At 70.9% G+C, this 17,162-nt stretch carries 19 protein-coding genes and 1 pseudogene; 16 read left to right on the top strand and 4 right to left on the bottom strand.

Annotation, left to right across the window (positions count from 1 at the left end; genetic code table 11):
• Positions 1 to 51 precede the first annotated feature (51 nt).
• From AB0F81_RS10910 to AB0F81_RS10865, 10 genes and pseudogenes are all read left to right on the top strand, one after another.
• Positions 52 to 450 carry a Fur family transcriptional regulator gene (locus AB0F81_RS10910; protein ID WP_360194603.1) on the top strand — a complete coding sequence of 133 codons (399 nt, stop codon included), beginning with the start codon at positions 52 to 54 and terminating at the stop codon, positions 448 to 450.
• Positions 451 to 458: 8 nt separating this feature from the next.
• Positions 459 to 1,487 carry a folate-binding protein gene (locus tag AB0F81_RS10905; protein ID WP_360194600.1) on the top strand — a complete coding sequence of 343 codons (1,029 nt, stop codon included), beginning with the start codon at positions 459 to 461 and terminating at the stop codon, positions 1,485 to 1,487.
• Positions 1,488 to 1,507: 20 nt separating this feature from the next.
• Positions 1,508 to 2,386: a 3-keto-5-aminohexanoate cleavage protein gene (locus tag AB0F81_RS10900; protein ID WP_360194422.1), complete on the top strand. Its 879-nt coding sequence runs from the start codon at positions 1,508 to 1,510 to the stop codon at positions 2,384 to 2,386.
• Positions 2,383 to 3,291 (top strand): asparaginase, encoded by a 909-nt coding sequence (locus AB0F81_RS10895; protein WP_360194419.1) that lies wholly within the window; start codon positions 2,383 to 2,385, stop codon positions 3,289 to 3,291. The genes AB0F81_RS10900 and AB0F81_RS10895 overlap by 4 nt, the downstream gene beginning before the upstream one ends.
• An 80-nt stretch (positions 3,292 to 3,371) precedes the next feature.
• Positions 3,372 to 3,716: pseudogene (locus AB0F81_RS10890) on the top strand (helix-turn-helix transcriptional regulator); the annotation flags it as partial.
• A gap of 41 nt (positions 3,717 to 3,757) precedes the next feature.
• Entirely contained in the window at positions 3,758 to 4,234 is a 477-nt protein-coding gene (locus AB0F81_RS10885) for a hypothetical protein (protein ID WP_360194416.1), read from the top strand.
• A 71-nt stretch (positions 4,235 to 4,305) separates the two neighbouring features.
• The gene (locus AB0F81_RS10880) at positions 4,306 to 4,620 is read left to right on the top strand and encodes a DUF2516 family protein (RefSeq protein WP_360194413.1); all 315 of its coding nucleotides are present in this window, start codon (positions 4,306 to 4,308) and stop codon (positions 4,618 to 4,620) included.
• Positions 4,621 to 4,624: 4 nt separating this feature from the next.
• Positions 4,625 to 5,512, top strand: a complete 888-nt coding sequence (locus AB0F81_RS10875) for an alpha/beta fold hydrolase (protein WP_360194410.1) — start codon at positions 4,625 to 4,627, stop codon at positions 5,510 to 5,512.
• A gap of 109 nt (positions 5,513 to 5,621) precedes the next feature.
• Positions 5,622 to 6,041, top strand: coding sequence for a hypothetical protein (locus AB0F81_RS10870; protein WP_360194407.1), 420 nt, complete (start codon positions 5,622 to 5,624; stop codon positions 6,039 to 6,041).
• 50 nt (positions 6,042 to 6,091) lie between these two features.
• The gene (locus AB0F81_RS10865; protein WP_360194404.1) at positions 6,092 to 6,859 is read left to right on the top strand and encodes an EI24 domain-containing protein; all 768 of its coding nucleotides are present in this window, start codon (positions 6,092 to 6,094) and stop codon (positions 6,857 to 6,859) included.
• 10 nt (positions 6,860 to 6,869) lie between these two features.
• On the opposite strand, the gene AB0F81_RS10860 is transcribed toward AB0F81_RS10865, so the two are convergent.
• The 3 genes from AB0F81_RS10860 to AB0F81_RS10850 all read right to left on the bottom strand — a co-directional run bounded on the left by AB0F81_RS10860 (position 6,870) and on the right by AB0F81_RS10850 (position 10,152).
• Positions 6,870 to 7,883 (bottom strand): LacI family DNA-binding transcriptional regulator, encoded by a 1,014-nt coding sequence (locus AB0F81_RS10860; protein ID WP_360194401.1) that lies wholly within the window; start codon positions 7,881 to 7,883, stop codon positions 6,870 to 6,872.
• Positions 7,884 to 7,899: 16 nt separating this feature from the next.
• Positions 7,900 to 9,303: a GH1 family beta-glucosidase gene (locus AB0F81_RS10855; protein ID WP_360194398.1), complete on the bottom strand. Its 1,404-nt coding sequence runs from the start codon at positions 9,301 to 9,303 to the stop codon at positions 7,900 to 7,902.
• A gap of 87 nt (positions 9,304 to 9,390) precedes the next feature.
• A complete protein-coding gene (locus AB0F81_RS10850; RefSeq protein WP_360194395.1) occupies positions 9,391 to 10,152 on the bottom strand; it encodes a maleylpyruvate isomerase family mycothiol-dependent enzyme in 762 nt (253 codons plus the stop codon).
• Between the two features lie 68 nt (positions 10,153 to 10,220).
• On the opposite strand from AB0F81_RS10850, the gene AB0F81_RS10845 reads away from it, so the two are divergent.
• Positions 10,221 to 11,285, top strand: coding sequence for a UDP-N-acetylmuramate dehydrogenase (locus AB0F81_RS10845; RefSeq protein ID WP_360194392.1), 1,065 nt, complete (start codon positions 10,221 to 10,223; stop codon positions 11,283 to 11,285).
• 12 nt (positions 11,286 to 11,297) lie between these two features.
• Here AB0F81_RS10845 and AB0F81_RS10840 read toward each other — a convergent pair whose 3' ends face one another.
• Positions 11,298 to 11,885 (bottom strand): CAP domain-containing protein, encoded by a 588-nt coding sequence (locus tag AB0F81_RS10840; RefSeq protein WP_360194389.1) that lies wholly within the window; start codon positions 11,883 to 11,885, stop codon positions 11,298 to 11,300.
• Positions 11,886 to 12,288: 403 nt separating this feature from the next.
• Here AB0F81_RS10840 and AB0F81_RS10835 point away from each other — a divergent pair, with 403 nt between their 5' ends.
• The 5 genes from AB0F81_RS10835 to AB0F81_RS10815 form a co-directional block, all read left to right on the top strand.
• Positions 12,289 to 12,987 carry a response regulator transcription factor gene (locus AB0F81_RS10835; RefSeq protein WP_360194386.1) on the top strand — a complete coding sequence of 233 codons (699 nt, stop codon included), beginning with the start codon at positions 12,289 to 12,291 and terminating at the stop codon, positions 12,985 to 12,987.
• A 66-nt stretch (positions 12,988 to 13,053) separates the two neighbouring features.
• Positions 13,054 to 15,405: a chemotaxis protein CheA gene (locus AB0F81_RS10830; protein WP_360194384.1), complete on the top strand. Its 2,352-nt coding sequence runs from the start codon at positions 13,054 to 13,056 to the stop codon at positions 15,403 to 15,405.
• A gap of 1 nt (position 15,406) precedes the next feature.
• On the top strand, positions 15,407 to 15,844 hold the full coding sequence (locus AB0F81_RS10825; protein WP_093619555.1) for a chemotaxis protein CheW: 438 nt from the start codon (positions 15,407 to 15,409) through the stop codon (positions 15,842 to 15,844).
• Positions 15,844 to 16,716, top strand: a complete 873-nt coding sequence (locus tag AB0F81_RS10820; RefSeq protein ID WP_360194380.1) for a hypothetical protein — start codon at positions 15,844 to 15,846, stop codon at positions 16,714 to 16,716. Before AB0F81_RS10825 ends, AB0F81_RS10820 begins: the two co-directional genes overlap by 1 nt.
• 13 nt (positions 16,717 to 16,729) lie before the next feature.
• Positions 16,730 to 17,162 (top strand): response regulator (locus tag AB0F81_RS10815; RefSeq protein WP_360194378.1); only part of this gene is annotated, 433 nt, incomplete at its 3' end.

The raw sequence follows: 17,162 nt of genomic DNA, 5'->3' as shown, positions 1-17,162 counted from the left end.
TCGAAACTAGCGAACTATGCTCGTACCGTGTCCGCCACATCGCTTGCCGCCATGCTCCGTGAGCGTGGTCTGCGGCTCACCCCGCAGCGTCAGCTGATCCTCGAAGCGGTGCACGAGCTCGGTCATGCGACCCCGGAGTCGGTGCACAACGCGGTCCGTGAGCGGGCCGCCGGCGTCAACATCACCACGGTCTACCGGACCTTGGAGCTGCTCGAGGAGCTCGGTCTGGTCAACCACACCCACCTCTCGCACGGCTCGCCGACCTATCACCCGGCCGGGGAGGACCAGCACGTCCACCTGGTCTGCCGGTCCTGCGGCTCGATCTCCGAGATGGACCCGGCGGTGATGGCCCCGGTCACCGACCGGCTGCGCGACGAGCGGAACTTCCGGGTCGACGTCGGCCACGTCTCCCTTTTCGGGATCTGCGGCAACTGCAAGGAGACCCAGTGAGCACCGTGATGGTCGAGGACCTCGACCCGACTTCCGCCGACGCCGGTGTGCCGGCCCACTACGGCGACCCGATGCGCGAGCAGCGCCTGCTGGAGACCGCGGTCGGCCTGGTCGACCGCTCGAACCGTGAGGTGCTGGCCGTCCCGGGTGACGAACGCGCGAGCTGGCTGCACACGCTGACCACCCAGCACCTGACCGATCTGCGGGCGCAGCAGGGCAGCGAGCTGCTGGTGCTCTCCCCGAACGGGCACGTCGAGCAGCACGCGTTCATCACCGAGGACGGCACCACGGCCTGGCTCGACACCGAACCCGGCGCCGGGGCCGGCCTGCTGAAATACCTGGAGATGATGCGGTTCTTCACCCGCGTCGAGCCCCGGGACGCCAGCGGTGAGCTGGCGGTGCTCTCGCTGGTCGGTCCGGGCGCGGCCGATCTCGTCCCCGGCCTGGGCGCACCCCGGGTCGGCGCGGTGCCGGGTCCCAAGTTCGCCGCCGGGTCCGTTCCTCCCGAGCCGACCAGCCTCTATTCGGTACGGGAGTTCGAAGGCGGCCTGGCCCGTCGCGTGCCGCTCGGTGTGGACCTGCTGATCCCACGGGAGTCCAAGACCGCGATCATCGAGAAGCTGGGCGTCCCCCGGGCCGGCCTGTGGGCGTTCGAGGCGATCCGCGTCGCCGCCCGGATGCCGCGGCTGGGCTGGGAGACCGACCACCGGACCATCCCGGCCGAGGCGGGTTTCCTGGCCACCGGCGTGCACCTGGACAAGGGCTGCTACCGCGGCCAGGAGACGGTCGCCCGGGTGCACCACCTGGGCCGCCCGCCCCGCCGCCTGGTACTGCTGCACCTCGACGGGGTCGCCTCCGACCACCCGCCGGCCCGGGGCACCGCGGTCGAGCTGGACGGCCGGGCGGTCGGTTTCGTCGGCACCGCGGTCCGCCACCACGAGCTCGGGATGATCGCGTTGGCCGTGGTGAAGCGCAATGTCGCCGACGACGCGAGGCTGATGATCGGGGAGTCGGCAGCCGCCATCGACGCCGGGTGAGCCATGGCAGTATGCGAGGCATGACCGGGACCTTGATCACCGTCGCCCCGACCGGCGCGGAGAGCAGCAAGGCGGACGTGCCGGCTCTGCCAGTGACCCTGGACGAGCTCGTGGCCACCGCCAAGGAGTGCGAGGCGCTGGGCGCCTCCATCATTCACGTGCACATCCGGGACGCTGATGCCCGGCCCACCCTGGACCAGGGGCGGCTGCGGGCGACCGTCGCGGCGTTGCGCGAATCCACCGGCCTGATCGTCCAGCTCTCCTCGGGCGGGGCGGTCACCGATCCGGAGGCGGACCGGCTGGCCGTGCTGGACGCCGGGCCGGAGATGGCTTCCTGCACAATGGGCACCGTCAACTTCGGTGACGACGTGTTCCTGAACCGCTGGGAGTTCATCGTCGACCTGCACACCCGCATGCAGGAACGCGGCATCGTGCCGGAGTACGAGATCTTCGACCTGGGCCAGCTCACCTCCCTGCAGCGGCTGCTCGGTAGGTACGGGCTGCCGTTCGGCGGGCACGTCCACGTCGACCTGGTGATGGGCGTGCCGGGCGGGATGCCGGGCACCACCGCCGCCGTGGCCGCCTGTGAGCAGGCGATCCGCGATCTGCCGGAGGGCACCACCTTCTCGGCGACCGGTGTCGGGCGCAGCACCCTGCCGGTGATGCTGGCGTCGCTGAGCGCGGGCGGGCACCTGCGGGTCGGGATGGAGGACACCCTCACGTACGCGAAGGGCCGTCCGGTCGAGTCGAACATGCAGCTGGTCGCGCGAGCGGTGGGCTTCGCGCAGCTGGCGCAGCGGCCGCCGTACACCCCGGCGCAGGCCCGTGACCTGCTGGGGGTCCCCCCGTCCAACCACCCCGTCCACCGCCCCGAAAACGGACTGAAGGCTGTCCGATGATCGTCGCGGAAGTAGTTCGCTCGGGTTTCGTGGAGAGCGTCCACCACGGCATCGTCGCGTTCACCGACGGCGACGGTGTGGGTGACGTCGACAGCCCGTTCTTCCCCCGCTCGTCGAGCAAGCCGTTGCAGACCGTCGGGATGCTCAACTGTGGTCTGGCCCCGCGCGAGGAGGCCGATCTGGCCCTGATCAGCGGCAGCCACGACGGTGAGAAGTTCCACGTGGAACGGGTCCGGGAGATGCTGGCGGCGGTCGGGCTCGGCCCGGAGGCGTTGCACTGCCCGGCGGACCTGCCGCTCGGCTCGGCGGTGCGCGACTCCTGGCTGCGTGCGGGCGGGGAGGCCGAGCCGATCCTGATGAACTGCTCCGGCAAGCACGCCGGGATGCTCGCCACCTGTGTCGTCAACGGCTGGCCGCTCGACTCGTACCTCGATGCCAAGCACCCGCTGCAGGTGGCGCTCGCCGAGGCGGTCTCCGAGCTGGCCGGTGAGCCGATCGCCGCGACCGGGGTGGACGGGTGCGGGGCGCCGGTGCTGGCGATCTCGCCGCGCGGCCTGGCGCGTTCCTTCCAGCGGCTGGTCGAGGCCGAGCCGGGCAGTCACGAGCGGCGGGTCGCCGACGCGATGCGGGCGCATCCGGCGCTGGTGGCCGGCACCGGGACCGAGGACACGGTGCTGATGGCGGCCGTACCCGGTCTGTTGGTGAAGAAGGGCGCGGACGGCGTGGCCGCGGCAGCGATGCCGGGCGCCGGCGGCGTCGCGATCAAGATCTTGGACGGGGCGAGCCGGGCGCGGGTGCCGGTGCTGGCCTCGGCGTTGCGCCGGCTGGGTGTCGCGGTGCCGCCGATGGACGAGGTGGTGCTGGGCGGAGGCCGCCCGGTGGGCGAGGTTCGCGCGGTCTTCTGAGCCGCGGGGTGACTCGGTTCACGCTAGCTATTGCAAGCGTTTTGCTTGCAATAGCTAGCACCGCGAGCTAACTTCGACGCATGGCCGCACCCAAGGACCTGCCCGAGGACATCGGATCCTTCATCCGTGACCTGAGGCAGACCGCGAAGATCTCGCTTCGGCAGCTTGCCGACAGGGCGGGGGTGAGCAATCCCTACCTCAGCCAGATCGAGCGTGGCCTGCGCAAGCCGAGCGCCGAGGTGCTGCAGCAGATCGCCAGCGCCTTGCGAGTGTCGACGCCCGCGATGTATCTGCGGGCTGGACTGCTCGATGGTGAGGGCCAGCAGGGCGTGCTGGCCGCCATCGCGGTCGACCCGGAGCTCACGATCGCGCAGAAGCAGTCCCTGTCGCAGATCTACGAGACGTTCCGCAACGAGAACGCGCGTAACGCGCCCCCTCCGACCACCCCGATCGCCGAGGAGAACTCATGACCGAGCAGACCAACACCAAGATTCCCGCCCCGCTCTACGCCGCCGCCGGTGCCGGTGACCTGGCCTACCAGCAGCTGCGCAAGCTTCCCACCGTGCTGACCCAGCTCAGCGACCGCGCCGCCGCCTCGCTGAAGGTCTACAACGAGCAGGCCAACACCAAGGCCGCCGAGCTGCGCGAGAAGGCGAACACCACCGACTTCGTGGCCCTCCGGGAGAACGCCGCCAGCGTGGCCACCTCGCTCGCGCAGCTCGCGCAGGACCGGGCGATCGCCGTCTACACCGACCTGGTGGCGCGCGGCGAGCGCGTCGTCGGCACCGGTGTGATCGAGGCCGCCGACGTGGTCAACGCCGACATCGAGACCACCGAGGAGCCGAAGGCCGTCGCCGCCACGGTGACCGAGGCCAAGGCCGTCGAGGCCGCGCCGAAGCCGCGCAAGCGCGCCAAGCCGGCTCCGAAGCCCGCCGCTGAGTAAGCGGGACTCCTAGCACGACATGATCCGCGGGCCCCGGCGTTTGCCGGGGCCCGCGGCATAGACTCTGCCTCATGGCCTCTTCCGTGCCGATCTTCTACGACGACGCCGTCTTCTACGTCGACATGTTCGTCTTTTTGCTGTCCCTGGTCCTCCAGTCGGTCGCGCTGATCCACTGCCTCACCCAGCGCGGCGCGGGCTTCCAGGCCCTCGGCACGCTGCCGAAGGGCGCCTGGGCCGCGATCATCGGGGTGTGCCTGGCGATCACCGTGCTGACGCTCGGCTCGCTGCTGATCATCAGCATGATCGGTGTCGCCGCGGCGCTCATCTACCTGCTCGACGTCCGACCCGGGCTCAAGGATCTGACGGACGGCAAGGGCTTCTGGTGATGCGGTGAGGGGCCGGTTCGGGCCGCCTCCGCCGGACGGCGGCCCGCGCTTGCAGCGCGCCGACCGGACCGGGCCGCGCACCGGTCGCCCTACGCTGCCGGGTCCGGCCACCGAGGTGGTCACTCTGCCCTCGGGCGTACGGGTGGAGCAGCTCGTCACCGGCATCGGTGAGCCGGTGACCGTCTTCGCGCACGGCCTCGCCGGTGACATCTCGGGCACCCGCCCGCTGGGCAGCGGAGTCGCCGGCCGCCGGGTGTTCTTCCACTTCCGCGGGCACGGCCGGTCCGATGTGCCGCCCGGACCGTGGTCGTTCGCGGATCTGACTGCCGAGCTGCGCGGGGTCGCCGATCTCGCCGGGGCCACCCGGGCGCTCGGCGTCAGCATGGGCGCCGCGGCGCTCTGCCGCCTGCTCGGCGAGACTCCGGAGCGGTTCGAGCGGGTCGTGCTCTACCTGCCCGCCGTGCTCGACGGCAAGCGCCCGGCCGTCGCCGTGGACCGGCTGGAGCGGTTGCTCGCCTCGGTGGAGTCCGGTGAGGCGGCGATGATCGCCGACGCGGTCGAGTCCGAGCTGCCCCCGGCGGTGCGCAACACCCCGGCCGGCTGGAGCTACCTGCGGCAGCGGGTGGAGCAGTTGCAGCGCGACGGGCTGGCCGTCGAGCTCGGGTCGCTGTGGGAGCGGCCCGCCCTGGAGGACGAGTCGCTGCTGCGGGCCTACCGCGGGCGGGCTCTGGTGATCGGCTGCCTCGGGGACGAGGTGCATCCGGTGACCTGGGCGGAGCGGCTGGCCGAGCTGCTGCCCGGTGCCGAGCTCGAGGTGTTCGACCGTCCCTCGGTGCTCTGGAACAGCCGGCGGGAACTCCGCGATCGGATCTCGGATTTCCTTAATCACTAAGTTGCGACGTTATGTCCGTTACCCGTAACTTTTCCGGCTCTCGGCCGGTGTTTCAGGCGTGCGTTTGTTGTCCCCAAAGTCCGTCTTTTTCGCAGTGGTGGTAGTCGGCTTGCCGTTCGCGATCGTGGCCGGCTGGGCTCTGGGCGCTCCCGCGGCGCGCCCGGCCTCGATCGGCCGCGCCGGCGGGGACGGTGGTGACGGCGGCATCGGCGCCGCACCGGTCACCGCCGAGCCGTCCGCGGACGGGTACTCGGCCCGGCCACCCCGGACCACGGTGGCGCCCCCGGTCACCCCGTCGTCGCCGGTGCCGGTGGTGACGGTTCCGGCGGGCACGGTGACCACCACGGTGACGGTCACTGCCGTGCCGGCGCCGGCCACCTCGTCGTCGCAGCCACCGCTGCTGACCCTGCCGCCGGTGCCGACGCCGACCCAGATCACCGAGCCGCCCAGCCCGTCGGCGACGCCGTCGTCGAGTGCCACCCCCGCTCCGTCGACCCCGCCGCCATCCGGGGTGGCGACCGGGTCCTAAGCTCCCGGAACGTGAACGGAGATCAGGCTCGATCGGCGACGACGGGAACAGTGCGGGAATTCGTCACCGGGGTGAGCCTGCTGGCTCGCGGGCTGGCCCTGGTACTGCGCAACCCGCGGCTGCTCGGCCTGGGTCTGCTGCCCGCGCTGCTCTCCGGCGTGCTCTACACCGTCGGCCTGGTCCTGCTGATCCGCTTCCTGCCGGACATCTCCGAGCAGGTCACCTGGTTCGCCGACGACTGGTCCGGCTGGCTGCGCGACACCGTGCAGGTGCTGGCCGGCGCCGGTGTGCTCGGGCTGTCCGTGCTGCTCGGTGTGCTGACCTTCACCGCGGTCACGCTGCTGATCGGCGACCCGTTCTACGAGAAGATCTCCGAGCTGGTCGAGGACCGCTTCGGCGGCGTGCCGGACGAGGTGGAGACCAGCCTGTGGCGCTCCCTGCGGCGCAGCCTGGCCGACTCGCTCCGGCTGATCGGCATCTCGATCCTGATCGCGATCCCGCTCTTCGCGCTCGGCTTCCTGCCGTTCGTCGGGCAGACGGTGATCCCGGTGCTCGGCGGCGCGCTCGGTGGCTGGCTGCTCGCCCTGGAGCTGACCGGGGTCCCGTTCCAGCGGCGGGGTCAGCGGCTGCGGCACCGGAGGGTGGTGCTCGCCGCCCACAAGCCGTTGACGCTCGGGTTCGGTGTGGCGGTCTTCGCGTGCTTCCTGATCCCGCTCGGCGCGATCTTCCTGATGCCGGCCGCCATCGCCGGCGCGACGTTGCTGGCGCGCCGCGCCCTCGGCAAGCCCATCGAGATCACCACCACCCCGTCCCTCTGACCGCAGCCGGTCAGGCGGAGGCTCGGATCACCAGTTCGGTGGGGAGGACCACGGAGGACGGCACCTCGGGGTCCCCGGCGATCAGGCGCAGCATCTGGCGGGCCATGGTGCGGCCCGCCTCGCCGATCGGCTGGCGGACCGTGGTCAGCGGCGGATCGCTGTACCGGCTGATCTCGAAGTCGTCGAAGCCGATCACCGCGACGTCGTCCGGCACGCGGCGCCCGGACTCCCGCAGCGCCTGCAGCGCCCCGTGCGCCATCAGGTCGGAGGCGGCGAAGACCGCGTCCAGTTTCGGATCGCGGTCGAGCAGATCGCGCATCGCGGCGATGCCCGACTCACGGGTGAAGTCGCCCGGCGCCACCAGCTCGGGCAGGCCCGCCTCGCGCAGACTCTCGTGATAGCCGGTCAGTCGCTCGATCCCGGCGACCATGTCCTGCGGCCCGGCGATCGTGGCGATCCGGCGGCGCCCGGCGGAGACCAGGTGGTGCACCGCCGCGGCCACCCCACCGGCGTGGTCCACGTCCACGTACGGCACGGGGGGCTCGGCGGTCATCGGCCGGCCGCTGCACACCACCGGGATGCCGCGCCGGGCGAGCAGGCCGGGCAGCGGATCGGCCCCGTGGATCGAGGCGAACATGATCCCGTCCACGTGGCCGGCCACCGCGTACCGCTCGACCCGGTGGTGGCCCGCCTCGGAGCCGGTCATCATCAGCACCAGCTGCTTGTCGGCCGCCTCCAGCTCCATCCCGACGCCGCGGATGATCGCCGGGAAGAACAGGTCGTCGGAGAAGACCCGGTTCGCGGTCTCCGGCAGGATCAGGGCGATCGAGTCGGTGCGCTGGGTGACCAGGCTCCGGGCCGCCTGGTTCGGCACGTAGCCGAGCTCCTCGACGGCCCGGTTCACGGCCTCCCGGATGGTGGCCGCGACCGTGGTGGAGCCGTTGACGACGCGGGAGACGGTCGCCCGGGAAACCCCGGCGCGCCGGGCAACCGCTTCCAGAGTCGGCCGTTCCCGCGTCGTCACAAGCCGCTCCTCAGCGTCATTCCAGGCCGTTACGCCGGATCACCTCTCGGTACCACTTCGCGCTGTCCTTGAGCACACGGCGCTGCGTCGTGTAGTCGACGTGCACGATACCGAAGCGCTTCGCGTACCCCTCGGCCCATTCGAAGTTGTCCATCAAGGACCATGCGAAGTATCCCCGAAGGTCAACCCCCGCCGCGATGGCGTCGTGGCAGGCGCGCAGGTGCGCGTCGATGTACTCGATGCGGCGCAGGTCGTGCACCTCGCCGTTGTCGGACGGCCCCTCCGGGTACGCCGCGCCGTTCTCGGTGATCAGCAGCGGGGTGCCCGGGTAGTCCCGGTGGATGCGGGTGAGCAGGCGGGTCAGCGAGCCCGGCTCGATCTGCCAGCCCATGTCGGTGACCGGGCCGACCGGCTTGCGGAAGGCGATGCCGTCGCTGCCCGGGTAGTCCAGGGCGCCGGGGTGGCCGGGCTTCGCCGAGACGTACGACGGGGTGTAGAAGTTGATCCCCAGCACGTCGATCGGCGCGTTGATGATCGCCTCGTCGCCGTCCTTGATGTGCGACAGGTCGGTGAGCCGGGCGATGTGCTCCAGCACGTCCGCCGGGTACTGCCCGCGCAGCAGCGGGTCGAGGAAGATCCGGTTGGCCAGTCCGTCGATCAGCCGGGCGGCGTCGCGGTCGGCGGCGCTCTCCGGGTCGAGCGGGGAGACCTCGCACGGGTTCAGCGTGATGCTGATGCTCCGCGCGCCGGCCGAACGCAGCGCGCGCGCCGCCAGGCCGTGCGCCAGGTTCAGGTGGTGCACAGCGGTGAGGGCCGCCGCCGGGTTCTTGACGCCGGGCGCGTGAATGCCGGAACCGTAACCGAGGTACGCCGAGCACCACGGCTCGTTGAGCGTGGTCCAGGTGCTGACCCGGTCACCGAGACGGGCGTGGACGATCTGCGCGTACTCGGCGAACGCCTCGGCGGTCTCCCGGTTGGTCCAGCCGCCGCGGTCCTCCAGCGTCTGCGGCAGGTCCCAGTGGTAGAGCGTGACCGTGGGGTCGATGCCCTTGCCGAGCAGCTCGTCGGTGAGCCGGTCGTAGAAGTCGAGGCCCCGGATGTTGACCGGACCGGTGCCGTCGGGCTGGATCCGCGGCCACGCGACCGAGAACCGGTACGAGGCCAGGCCCAGGTCAGCCATGATCGCGACGTCGTCCGCGTACCGGTGGTAGTGGTCGCAGGCGATGTCGCCGGTGTGGCCGGCGAAGACCTTGCCGGGCGTCCGGCTGAAGGTGTCCCAGATGGACGGGCCGCGACCGTCCTCCCGCGCCGCGCCCTCGATCTGGTACGAGGCGGTGGCCGCGCCCCAGACGAATCCGTCGGGGAAGGAGATCCCCGCGGGGGCCGGCTGCGCCGACGTGGACGTGACGGTAGCCGTCATTATTCACCGCTTCCTGCTATTGATCAGGTGAACTTAACCGGTTCATCTTAGTCGCTTGCAGCGGTGAAACAACGTCACCCGCGAAGATCAGCCAGCGCGCAGGGCCTGGACGAGGCGGGGGTCCCCGGTGAGCGCGAGCTGGTCCGGGCGTTTGCGGCCCATCAGGGCCAGTTGGAGGTCGCTGGCGGTGCCGGTGGCCTTGGCGCGGGCGTGATGATCGTCGCTGTCCAGAATCGTGCCGGTGTCCAGCAGCGCGATGCCGGCGCCGCGCAGCCGCACGAACCACTCGTGCGCGGCGTCGGTGGCGACCAGGTGCACCACGCCGTGCAGGTCGGTCGGGCCGTTGCGCCGGCCGGCCGGCAGCCAGGTGTCCAGCACCTCGCTCACCCCGTCGGCGGCGAGCTTGGTCTCGATCGCGGTGGCCCGGCCGGCGGCGGACTCGGCGTCCCAGCGGTGCACCGAGATCTCGTGGGCCAGCCGGCGGTGCCAGAAACCGGCGCGCTTGGGCTGTGGCGCCCAGTTCCACGCCGGGAAGTCGGGGTCGAGAGCTTCCAGGGTCTCGATCGTGCCGGTCAACTCGCGCCGCAGATGGTCGAGCGTCTCGGACCACTCGGCGTGCCGCTCCGGCTCCGCCTGCGTCGACGGACGCTCGGTCACCCCGCGGGTCACCGTGGCGCGGACCCAGTGCAGCACCCCGGTGACGTGGTGCGCGAGGTCGGCGACGGTCCACCCGGGGCAGGCGGCGACCGCTGCTTCCGGCCCTGTCTCGGCGACGGCGTCCCACAGCGCTGGGCCGTCGGCGCGCAGGGCAGCCAGCCAGAAGTCTTTCGTCGCGTGCAACCTGTTCATCGCAGTTGTCTCCCGCTCGACCGGACCGCCGGTGAAGCGTTCCGCAGTGTGAGCTTAGGGTGAACGTCGTGCCCGACGCATACGCCGATCATCTGACTGACACACCCCCCGCTCCGGATAACTCTCTGGCGGCGTACACGACGCTACGCCTCGGCGGGCCGGCCGGCACGGTGACCACGGCGGTACATGCGGACGAAGCGGTTCTTACCGTACGTAAGTCATCCGCGTCCGGGCGACCGTTGCTGATCCTGGCAGGCGGCAGCAACGTGGTGATCGGCGATTCCGGCTTCCCCGGCGAGGTGCTGCTCCTGCGCACCCGCGGCATCGAGGTGGTGACCGAGGGCGCGGCGAGCGTGGTGGTCCGGGTCGCCGCGGGCGAGCCGTGGGACGGCTTCGTCGAGCACGCGGTGACCAACGGCTGGTCCGGCGTCGAGTGCCTCTCCGGCATTCCCGGGTCGGCCGGGGCCACCCCGATCCAGAACGTGGGCGCCTACGGCCAGGAGGTCGCGCACACCATCGAGGCGGTCCAGGCGTACGACCGGGTCGCCGACGAGGTGCGGAGCATGTCACCGACCGAGTGCGGCTTCGGTTACCGCTCCAGCGTCTTCAAGCACAACGACCGGTACCTGGTGCTCTCGGTCGACTTCCGGCTGGCCCGCTCCGCCGAGTCGGCCCCGATCCGCTACGCCGAGCTGGCCCGCGACCTGGGCGTCTCGGCCGGCGACCGGGTGCCGCTGCGGCACGCCCGGGACACCGTGCTGAAGCTGCGCGCGGGCAAGGGCATGGTGCTCGACCCGGTGGACCGGGACACCTGGTCGGTCGGGTCGTTCTTCACCAATCCGGTGGTCTCCGCCGAGTTCTTCGCCACGCTCGGCGAGATGCCGCACTGGCCGGCCGCGGACGGCACCGTGAAGATCCCGGCGGCCTGGCTGATCGAGCAGGCCGGCTTCCCGAAGGGCTTCGCCGGGACGGGCGTCGCCATCTCCAGCAAGCACACGCTGGCCCTCACCAACCGCGGTGACGGTACCACCGGCGCGCTGCTGGACCTGGCGCGCACCATCCGCGACGGGGTCCGCGACCGGTTCGGCGTCGAGCTGCACCCGGAGCCGGTGCTGATCAACTGCGCGCTCTAGAGAGCGCGGTGCTCAGCGCCAGCCGAAGACCTGGGTGTAGTACGGCGTGCCGTCGGCCGCCCAGGACACTCCGGTCCCGATCGACTTGGCGCCGCAGTTGAGGATGTTGGCGCGGTGTCCGGGGCTGTCCATCCAGGCGTCCACCACCTCGTTCGCGCTGCGGTAACCCCAGGCGATGTTCTCCCCGGCGGGCTGGCGGTAACCGGCCTCCAGGGTGCGGGTCACGAAGGTGGAGCCGTTGCGCCACACGTGGCTGAACAGGCGGGTCTTGGCCATGTAGCCGCTCTGCCGCAGGGAAGCGGTGATCAGGTCCCGGTCCACCGACAGGGGCGGGCACCCGGCCGCCCGGCGTTCCTGGTTGGTGAGGCGGACGACCTGGCTCATCAGGGTGCGCGAACGCAGCCGTACGGTCGGCGTGGGCGCCGGAGCCTCCGGAGCGGTCAGGGCCGGGATCCGGGGCGTGGTGTCCGAGACGGGCGGCGGTACGCGGAACGGCCGGGGCGGGACGATCGGGCCGTGGGCCAGTGCCGGAGCGGACAGAACTAGCAGAGCCGGCGTCGCCGCGAGCATGGCGACACGTCGTACCACCAGGTCGAACACGGATGCCTCCCGGATCGGAGATTGGGCGCGGATCGCCCGTCACGGCTATCGCACCTCGTTGCTCGCGACGTGTCACATCTTTCGCGGAAAGGGCGAAAAGCCGTACCGGAAATGTCAGGCTGAGGGGATGGCCCAGCCTGACCGTTTCCGGTCGGCTTGGTGACCTGTCTGGCCGGATCCTGGTGACCGGCTCCTGTGCCGGGCCTCGGTCGCTAAACTGTCACTGTCCGTAAATAGGCGGTGACATCACGCTATGGTGTTTTTGCGCCTTTGGATTTCCTCCGTCCGCGGTCGCGCGGACGGTGCCAAGCAAGACGCCGAGTCCCGGAACACGTCCGTGTGACCGGAGGTCGGCCGTGCCCGGACGGGCGCGAGCGCGGGTTGGGGGCAGGGTGAGCAAACGATGAGTCGCCTACTCGTGGTCGAGGACGACCCGGACATCGCACTCGCTCTCCGGTTGCTGTTCAGCCGGGCCGGTTACGAGGTGGCGCACGCCGCCGACGGCCGTTCCGGGCTGAAGGAGGCGTACGCCGAACACCCCGATCTGGTGGTGCTCGACGTCGGCCTGCCGGAGATGGACGGGTGGCAGGTGCTGGAGCGGCTGCGCGACGTCTCCGACGTGCCGGTCCTCGTGCTCACCGCGCACGGCCAGGAGGCGGAGAAGGTGCGCGGCCTGCGTGGCGGCGCCGACGACTACCTCACCAAGCCGTTCGCCAACAACGAGCTGCTGGCCCGGGTGGAGGCGCTGCTGCGGCGCTCCTCCAGCGGCCAGAACAGCTGGGCGAGCCAGGTCTACGACGACGGCCTCGTCCATCTCGACCCGACCAAGCGCCGGGTCTACGTCAAGGGTGACGAGAAGCGGCTCACTCCTACCGAGTTCCGCCTGCTCAACGCGCTGGTCCGGCATGCCGGCGCGGTGCTCAGCCCGAACCAGTTGCTGACCCAGGCCTGGGACGACCCCACCGGCATCGGGCAGGAACGGGTGAAGTTCGCGGTGCTACGGCTACGCCGCAAGCTCGGATGGTCGGACCCGGATGAATCGCCCATCGAATCCGTTCGCGGATTCGGATACCGCTACCGACGTCCAGGCGGAGAAGCCTGAGTCTTCCTCAATTTGCGCCCTCGCGGGTCGATGAGGGCTGTGAAGCCGAGCAGGAGGTAGTAAGTCGTGGAAGACCTTGGCGAGATCGTCGGCGAATTCCTGATGGAGAGCCACGAGAACCTGGACCAGATCGACCGGGATCTCGTGAGCCTCGAGCAGGATCCGAACTCGCGTGACCTGATCTCCCGTATCTTCCGGGCGATCCACACCATCAAGGGCACCAGTGGTTTCCTCGCGTTCAGCCGCCTGGAGAAGCTGGCGCACGCCGGTGAGTCACTGCTCTCCCGGCTCCGTGACGGCGTGCAGCCGGTCACCCCGGAGACCATCACCGTCCTGCTGCTCTGCATCGACGGCGTCCGCTCGCTGCTCTCCTCCATCGAGGAGACGCAGAGCGAGGCCGATGTCGACATCGAGAGCATGATCGTCAAGATTCAGGCGCAGATGAACGCGCCCACCGACGCCGCCGCTGCCTCGGCTCCGGCCGCCGCCGCGCCGGCGCCGGCCGCCGAGACGCCGGTCAGCGTCGAGGAGGCGCCGGCCGCCACCCGCCCGGCCCCCGAGCCGGTCGCCGAGCAGCGCCAGCCGCTCGGGCAGATCCTGGTGGAGCAGGGCGCCGCGCAGGCCACCGACGTGACCTCCGCGCTGCAGCAGCAGATCGAGGGCGACGAGCGCAAGCTCGGCACCATCCTGCTGGAGGAGGGCAAGGCGCAGCCGGCCGCGGTCAACGAGGCGCTGCAGTCGCAGGCGCCGAAGCGCAGCATCGCCGACAGCGCGATCCGCGTCGACGTCGACCTGCTGGACACCCTGATGAACATGGTCGGTGAGCTGGTTCTGGCCCGGAACCAGCTGGTCCGCGGCGTGATGGAGATCGGCGACTCCGGTCTGGTGCGCAGCGCCCAGCGGCTCGGCATGATCACCAGTGAGCTGCAAGAGGGCATCATGAAGACCCGGATGCAGCCCATCGAGCACATCTGGTCCAAGCTGCCCCGAGTCATCCGGGACCTGAGCAACTCGCTCGGCAAGCAGGTCCAGCTGGTCATGGAGGGCAAGGAGACCGAGCTCGACCGGAGCCTGCTGGAGGCGGTCAAGGACCCGCTGACCCACCTGGTGCGCAACGCGGTCGACCACGGCATCGAGGACCCGGAGCGGCGGATCGCCGCGGGCAAGGGGCCGGAGGGCACGCTGACCCTGCGCGCCTACCACGAAGGTGGGCACGTCGCGGTCGAGGTCGCGGACGACGGCGCCGGCCTGAACGTCGAGCGGATCGCGCAGAAGGCGGTCGAGAACGGGCTGCTCCGCCCGGAGCAGATCCCGAACATGGACAAGCGCGACATCATGGCGATGGTCTTCCAGCCGGGTTTCTCCACCGCGGCCAAGGTCACCAACGTCTCCGGCCGCGGCGTCGGCATGGACGTGGTGAAGACCAACATCGAGAACATCGGTGGCGCGGTCAGCGTCGACTCGACGCCCGGCGAGGGTACGGTCTGGCGCCTCACCATCCCGCTGACCCTGGCGATCATCCAGGCGCTCACCGTCGACTGCGGGGACCAGCGGTACGTCGTACCGCAGGTCGCCGTGCTCGAGCTGGTCTTCGTGGACGGCAACACCACGAAGGTCGAGTACGCGTCCGGCGCCCCGGTCTACCGGCTGCGCGGCAAGCTGCTCCCGCTGGTCCGCCTGGACCGGGCTCTCGGGCTGGAGGTCGGCGGTGACCAGGGCGTCTACATCATGGTGCTGCAGGCCGACGGCCGGCGGTTCGGCCTGGTCGTGGACCGGGTGCTGAACACCGAGGAGGTCGTGGTCAAGGCCCTGAACACCAGGTTCAAGGACATCGGCCTGTACGCCGGCGCGACCATCCTGGGCGACGGCAAGGTGGGCCTGATCCTGGACGTCTCCTCGCTGGCCCGCCGTTCGCACCTGGCCGTCGACTCGGAGCGGGAGAACGTCGCGGAGAAGCGCGGTCCCGCCGGCGGTGGCACCGAACGCCTGCTGGTCACCGCGGTCGGCGAGCGCCGGGTGGCGATCCCGCTGGACACGGTCACCCGCCTCGAGGAGTTCCCGCGGGACCGGATCGAGCACGCCGGCTCGCGCGAGGTGGTCCAGTACCGCGGTCAGATCCTTCCGCTGGTCCGGCTGTCGCACCTGCTCGGCGCCTACGGCGAGGAGCTGGAGGGCGACACCGTCTCGGTGGTGGTCTACAGCGAGGGCGGAAAGAGCGTGGCGCTGGTGGTGGACCGGATCGTCGACATCGCCGAGAACTCGACCACGGCCCGCCGCGACGCGGAGGAGGACGGCCTGGTCGGCACCGCGGTGATCCAGCAGCGGGTGACCGAGCTGCTCGACGTACGCCGGGCGATCCTCGCCGCCGACCCGAACTTCTACAGCGACGCGGCCGACGAGATGCTGGTGGAGGCCTGACATGGCGAGTCGTCAGTTCGCCACCTTCGAGGTGGACGGCCAGCTCTTCGGCGTCGAGGTGCACACCGTGCAGGAGGTGCTCTCGTACAACGAGTACACGCCGGTGCCGCTCGCGCCGCCGGCCGTCGGCGGGCTCTTCAACCTGCGCGGCCAGGTGATCGCCGCGGTGGACCTGCGGGTGCAGCTCGGGCTCGCCCGGCAGGCGCTGCAGGGCCCGGTCATGAACGTCATCCTGCGCGGTGACGGGGAACCGGTGAGCCTGCTGGTGGACAAGATCGGGGAGGTCGTCGATCTCGACGACGAGACCTTCGAGCCGCCGCCGGACACGCTGAGCGGGCCCACCCGGGAGCTGGTGGTGGGCACGTTCAAGCTGGACGGGCGTCTGATGCTGGCGCTCGACGTCAACCAGGCCGTCGACACGTACCGCGCCACGAACTGATGTACAGCCTCGTCAGCGCCCCCGTTCTGGGCTTCGACCTGACCCGCCTGGACGGCGGGCCGGCCGCGGCCGAGGTACTGCTGCGCGCCCTGCGCCTGCAAAGCGGGGACCTGCCGATACTCGCCGAACGGCTGCCCGACGAGGGCACCCGGGCGCTGCTCTGGGTCGAGGTGGAGAGCGCGGCCCGCCGGATGCCGTCCCTCAAGGGCATGTCCAAGGACGATCCGGCGGGCAACCTCGCGCTGGTCGAGCGGGCGCCGATCGGCTCGGTCGACTCACTGCTCACCTGCATCCGCTACGACGTGATGTCGTGGACCTGGCAGGGCGCCGGGCGTGCCGCCCGGCAGAGCGAGGAGGCGGCCGCCGCCACCGCACTGCTGTGCGACGCGGCGGTCGCGAGTTACCTGCGGGAAGTGCTGGACGAGGAGACCAGGCGCCGGCTCGGCGCCGGCTGGGTCGCAGCGGTACGCAAACTGCCCGCCGGCGCGCCGATCGACATGGGCCCGCACCACTACACGGTCTCCGCGCTGCTCGACCGGCTGCGCACGCTACGACCGGAGGACCGCCAGCGGGTGGTCACCGCCGCCGACGACGCCCGCCGCAACACCGCGGGATGGTCGCCCGCCGTGCACTCGGCATCCTGGGCGGCATATCTCTCCGACCGGGTCCGCACCGCTGCCGCCGCGCAGATGCTGCTGGTGCAGGCGGTGGACACGGCCGGGATTCCGTTGGCCGACCGGGCCGGTGGGGTCTGGAACATGCTCAGCGGCGCCGTCCAGGCGCTGGTGGTACGCGATCTGCTGGACACCGCCACGGCTCACCGGCTGCTCGCGCCGGTGGTCGCGGCGCTCGGCCCGGCCTGGCTCGGTTGAAGGGAGTGGTCGAATGATCTCGGTTCTCGTCGTCGACGATTCCGTGGTGGTCCGTCGGCTGATCGTCGACGCTCTCGGCGAGGCGCCGGGCATCCAGGTCGTCGGCACGGCCGCGAACGGACTGCTCGCCCAGGCGAAGATCGATCAGCTCAAGCCCGACGTCGTCACCATGGACATCGAGATGCCGCAGATGGACGGCATCGAGGCGGTCCGCGAGCTGCGCAAGCGGCACGCGCACCTGCCCGTGATCATGTTCAGCACGCTCTCCGCGGCCGGCGCGACCGCCACCCTGGAGGCGCTCTCCGCCGGGGCCACCGACTACGTGACCAAGCCCAGCAACGTGGGTTCGGTGCAGCAGTCCATCGCCGCGGTGCGCGAGCAGCTCGTACCGAAGATCCAAGCTCTGGGTGGGCGGCGCCGGCCGGCGCCCGGCGGGCCGCCGGCGC

Origin of the sequence: Actinoplanes sp. NPDC024001, from assembly GCF_040638955.1 — a bacterium.
In the GTDB taxonomy this organism is placed as follows: Bacteria; Actinomycetota; Actinomycetes; order Mycobacteriales; family Micromonosporaceae; genus Actinoplanes.
Note: the sequence above shows the minus strand (reverse complement) of the source record. Positions and strands in the feature narration are given on the sequence as shown.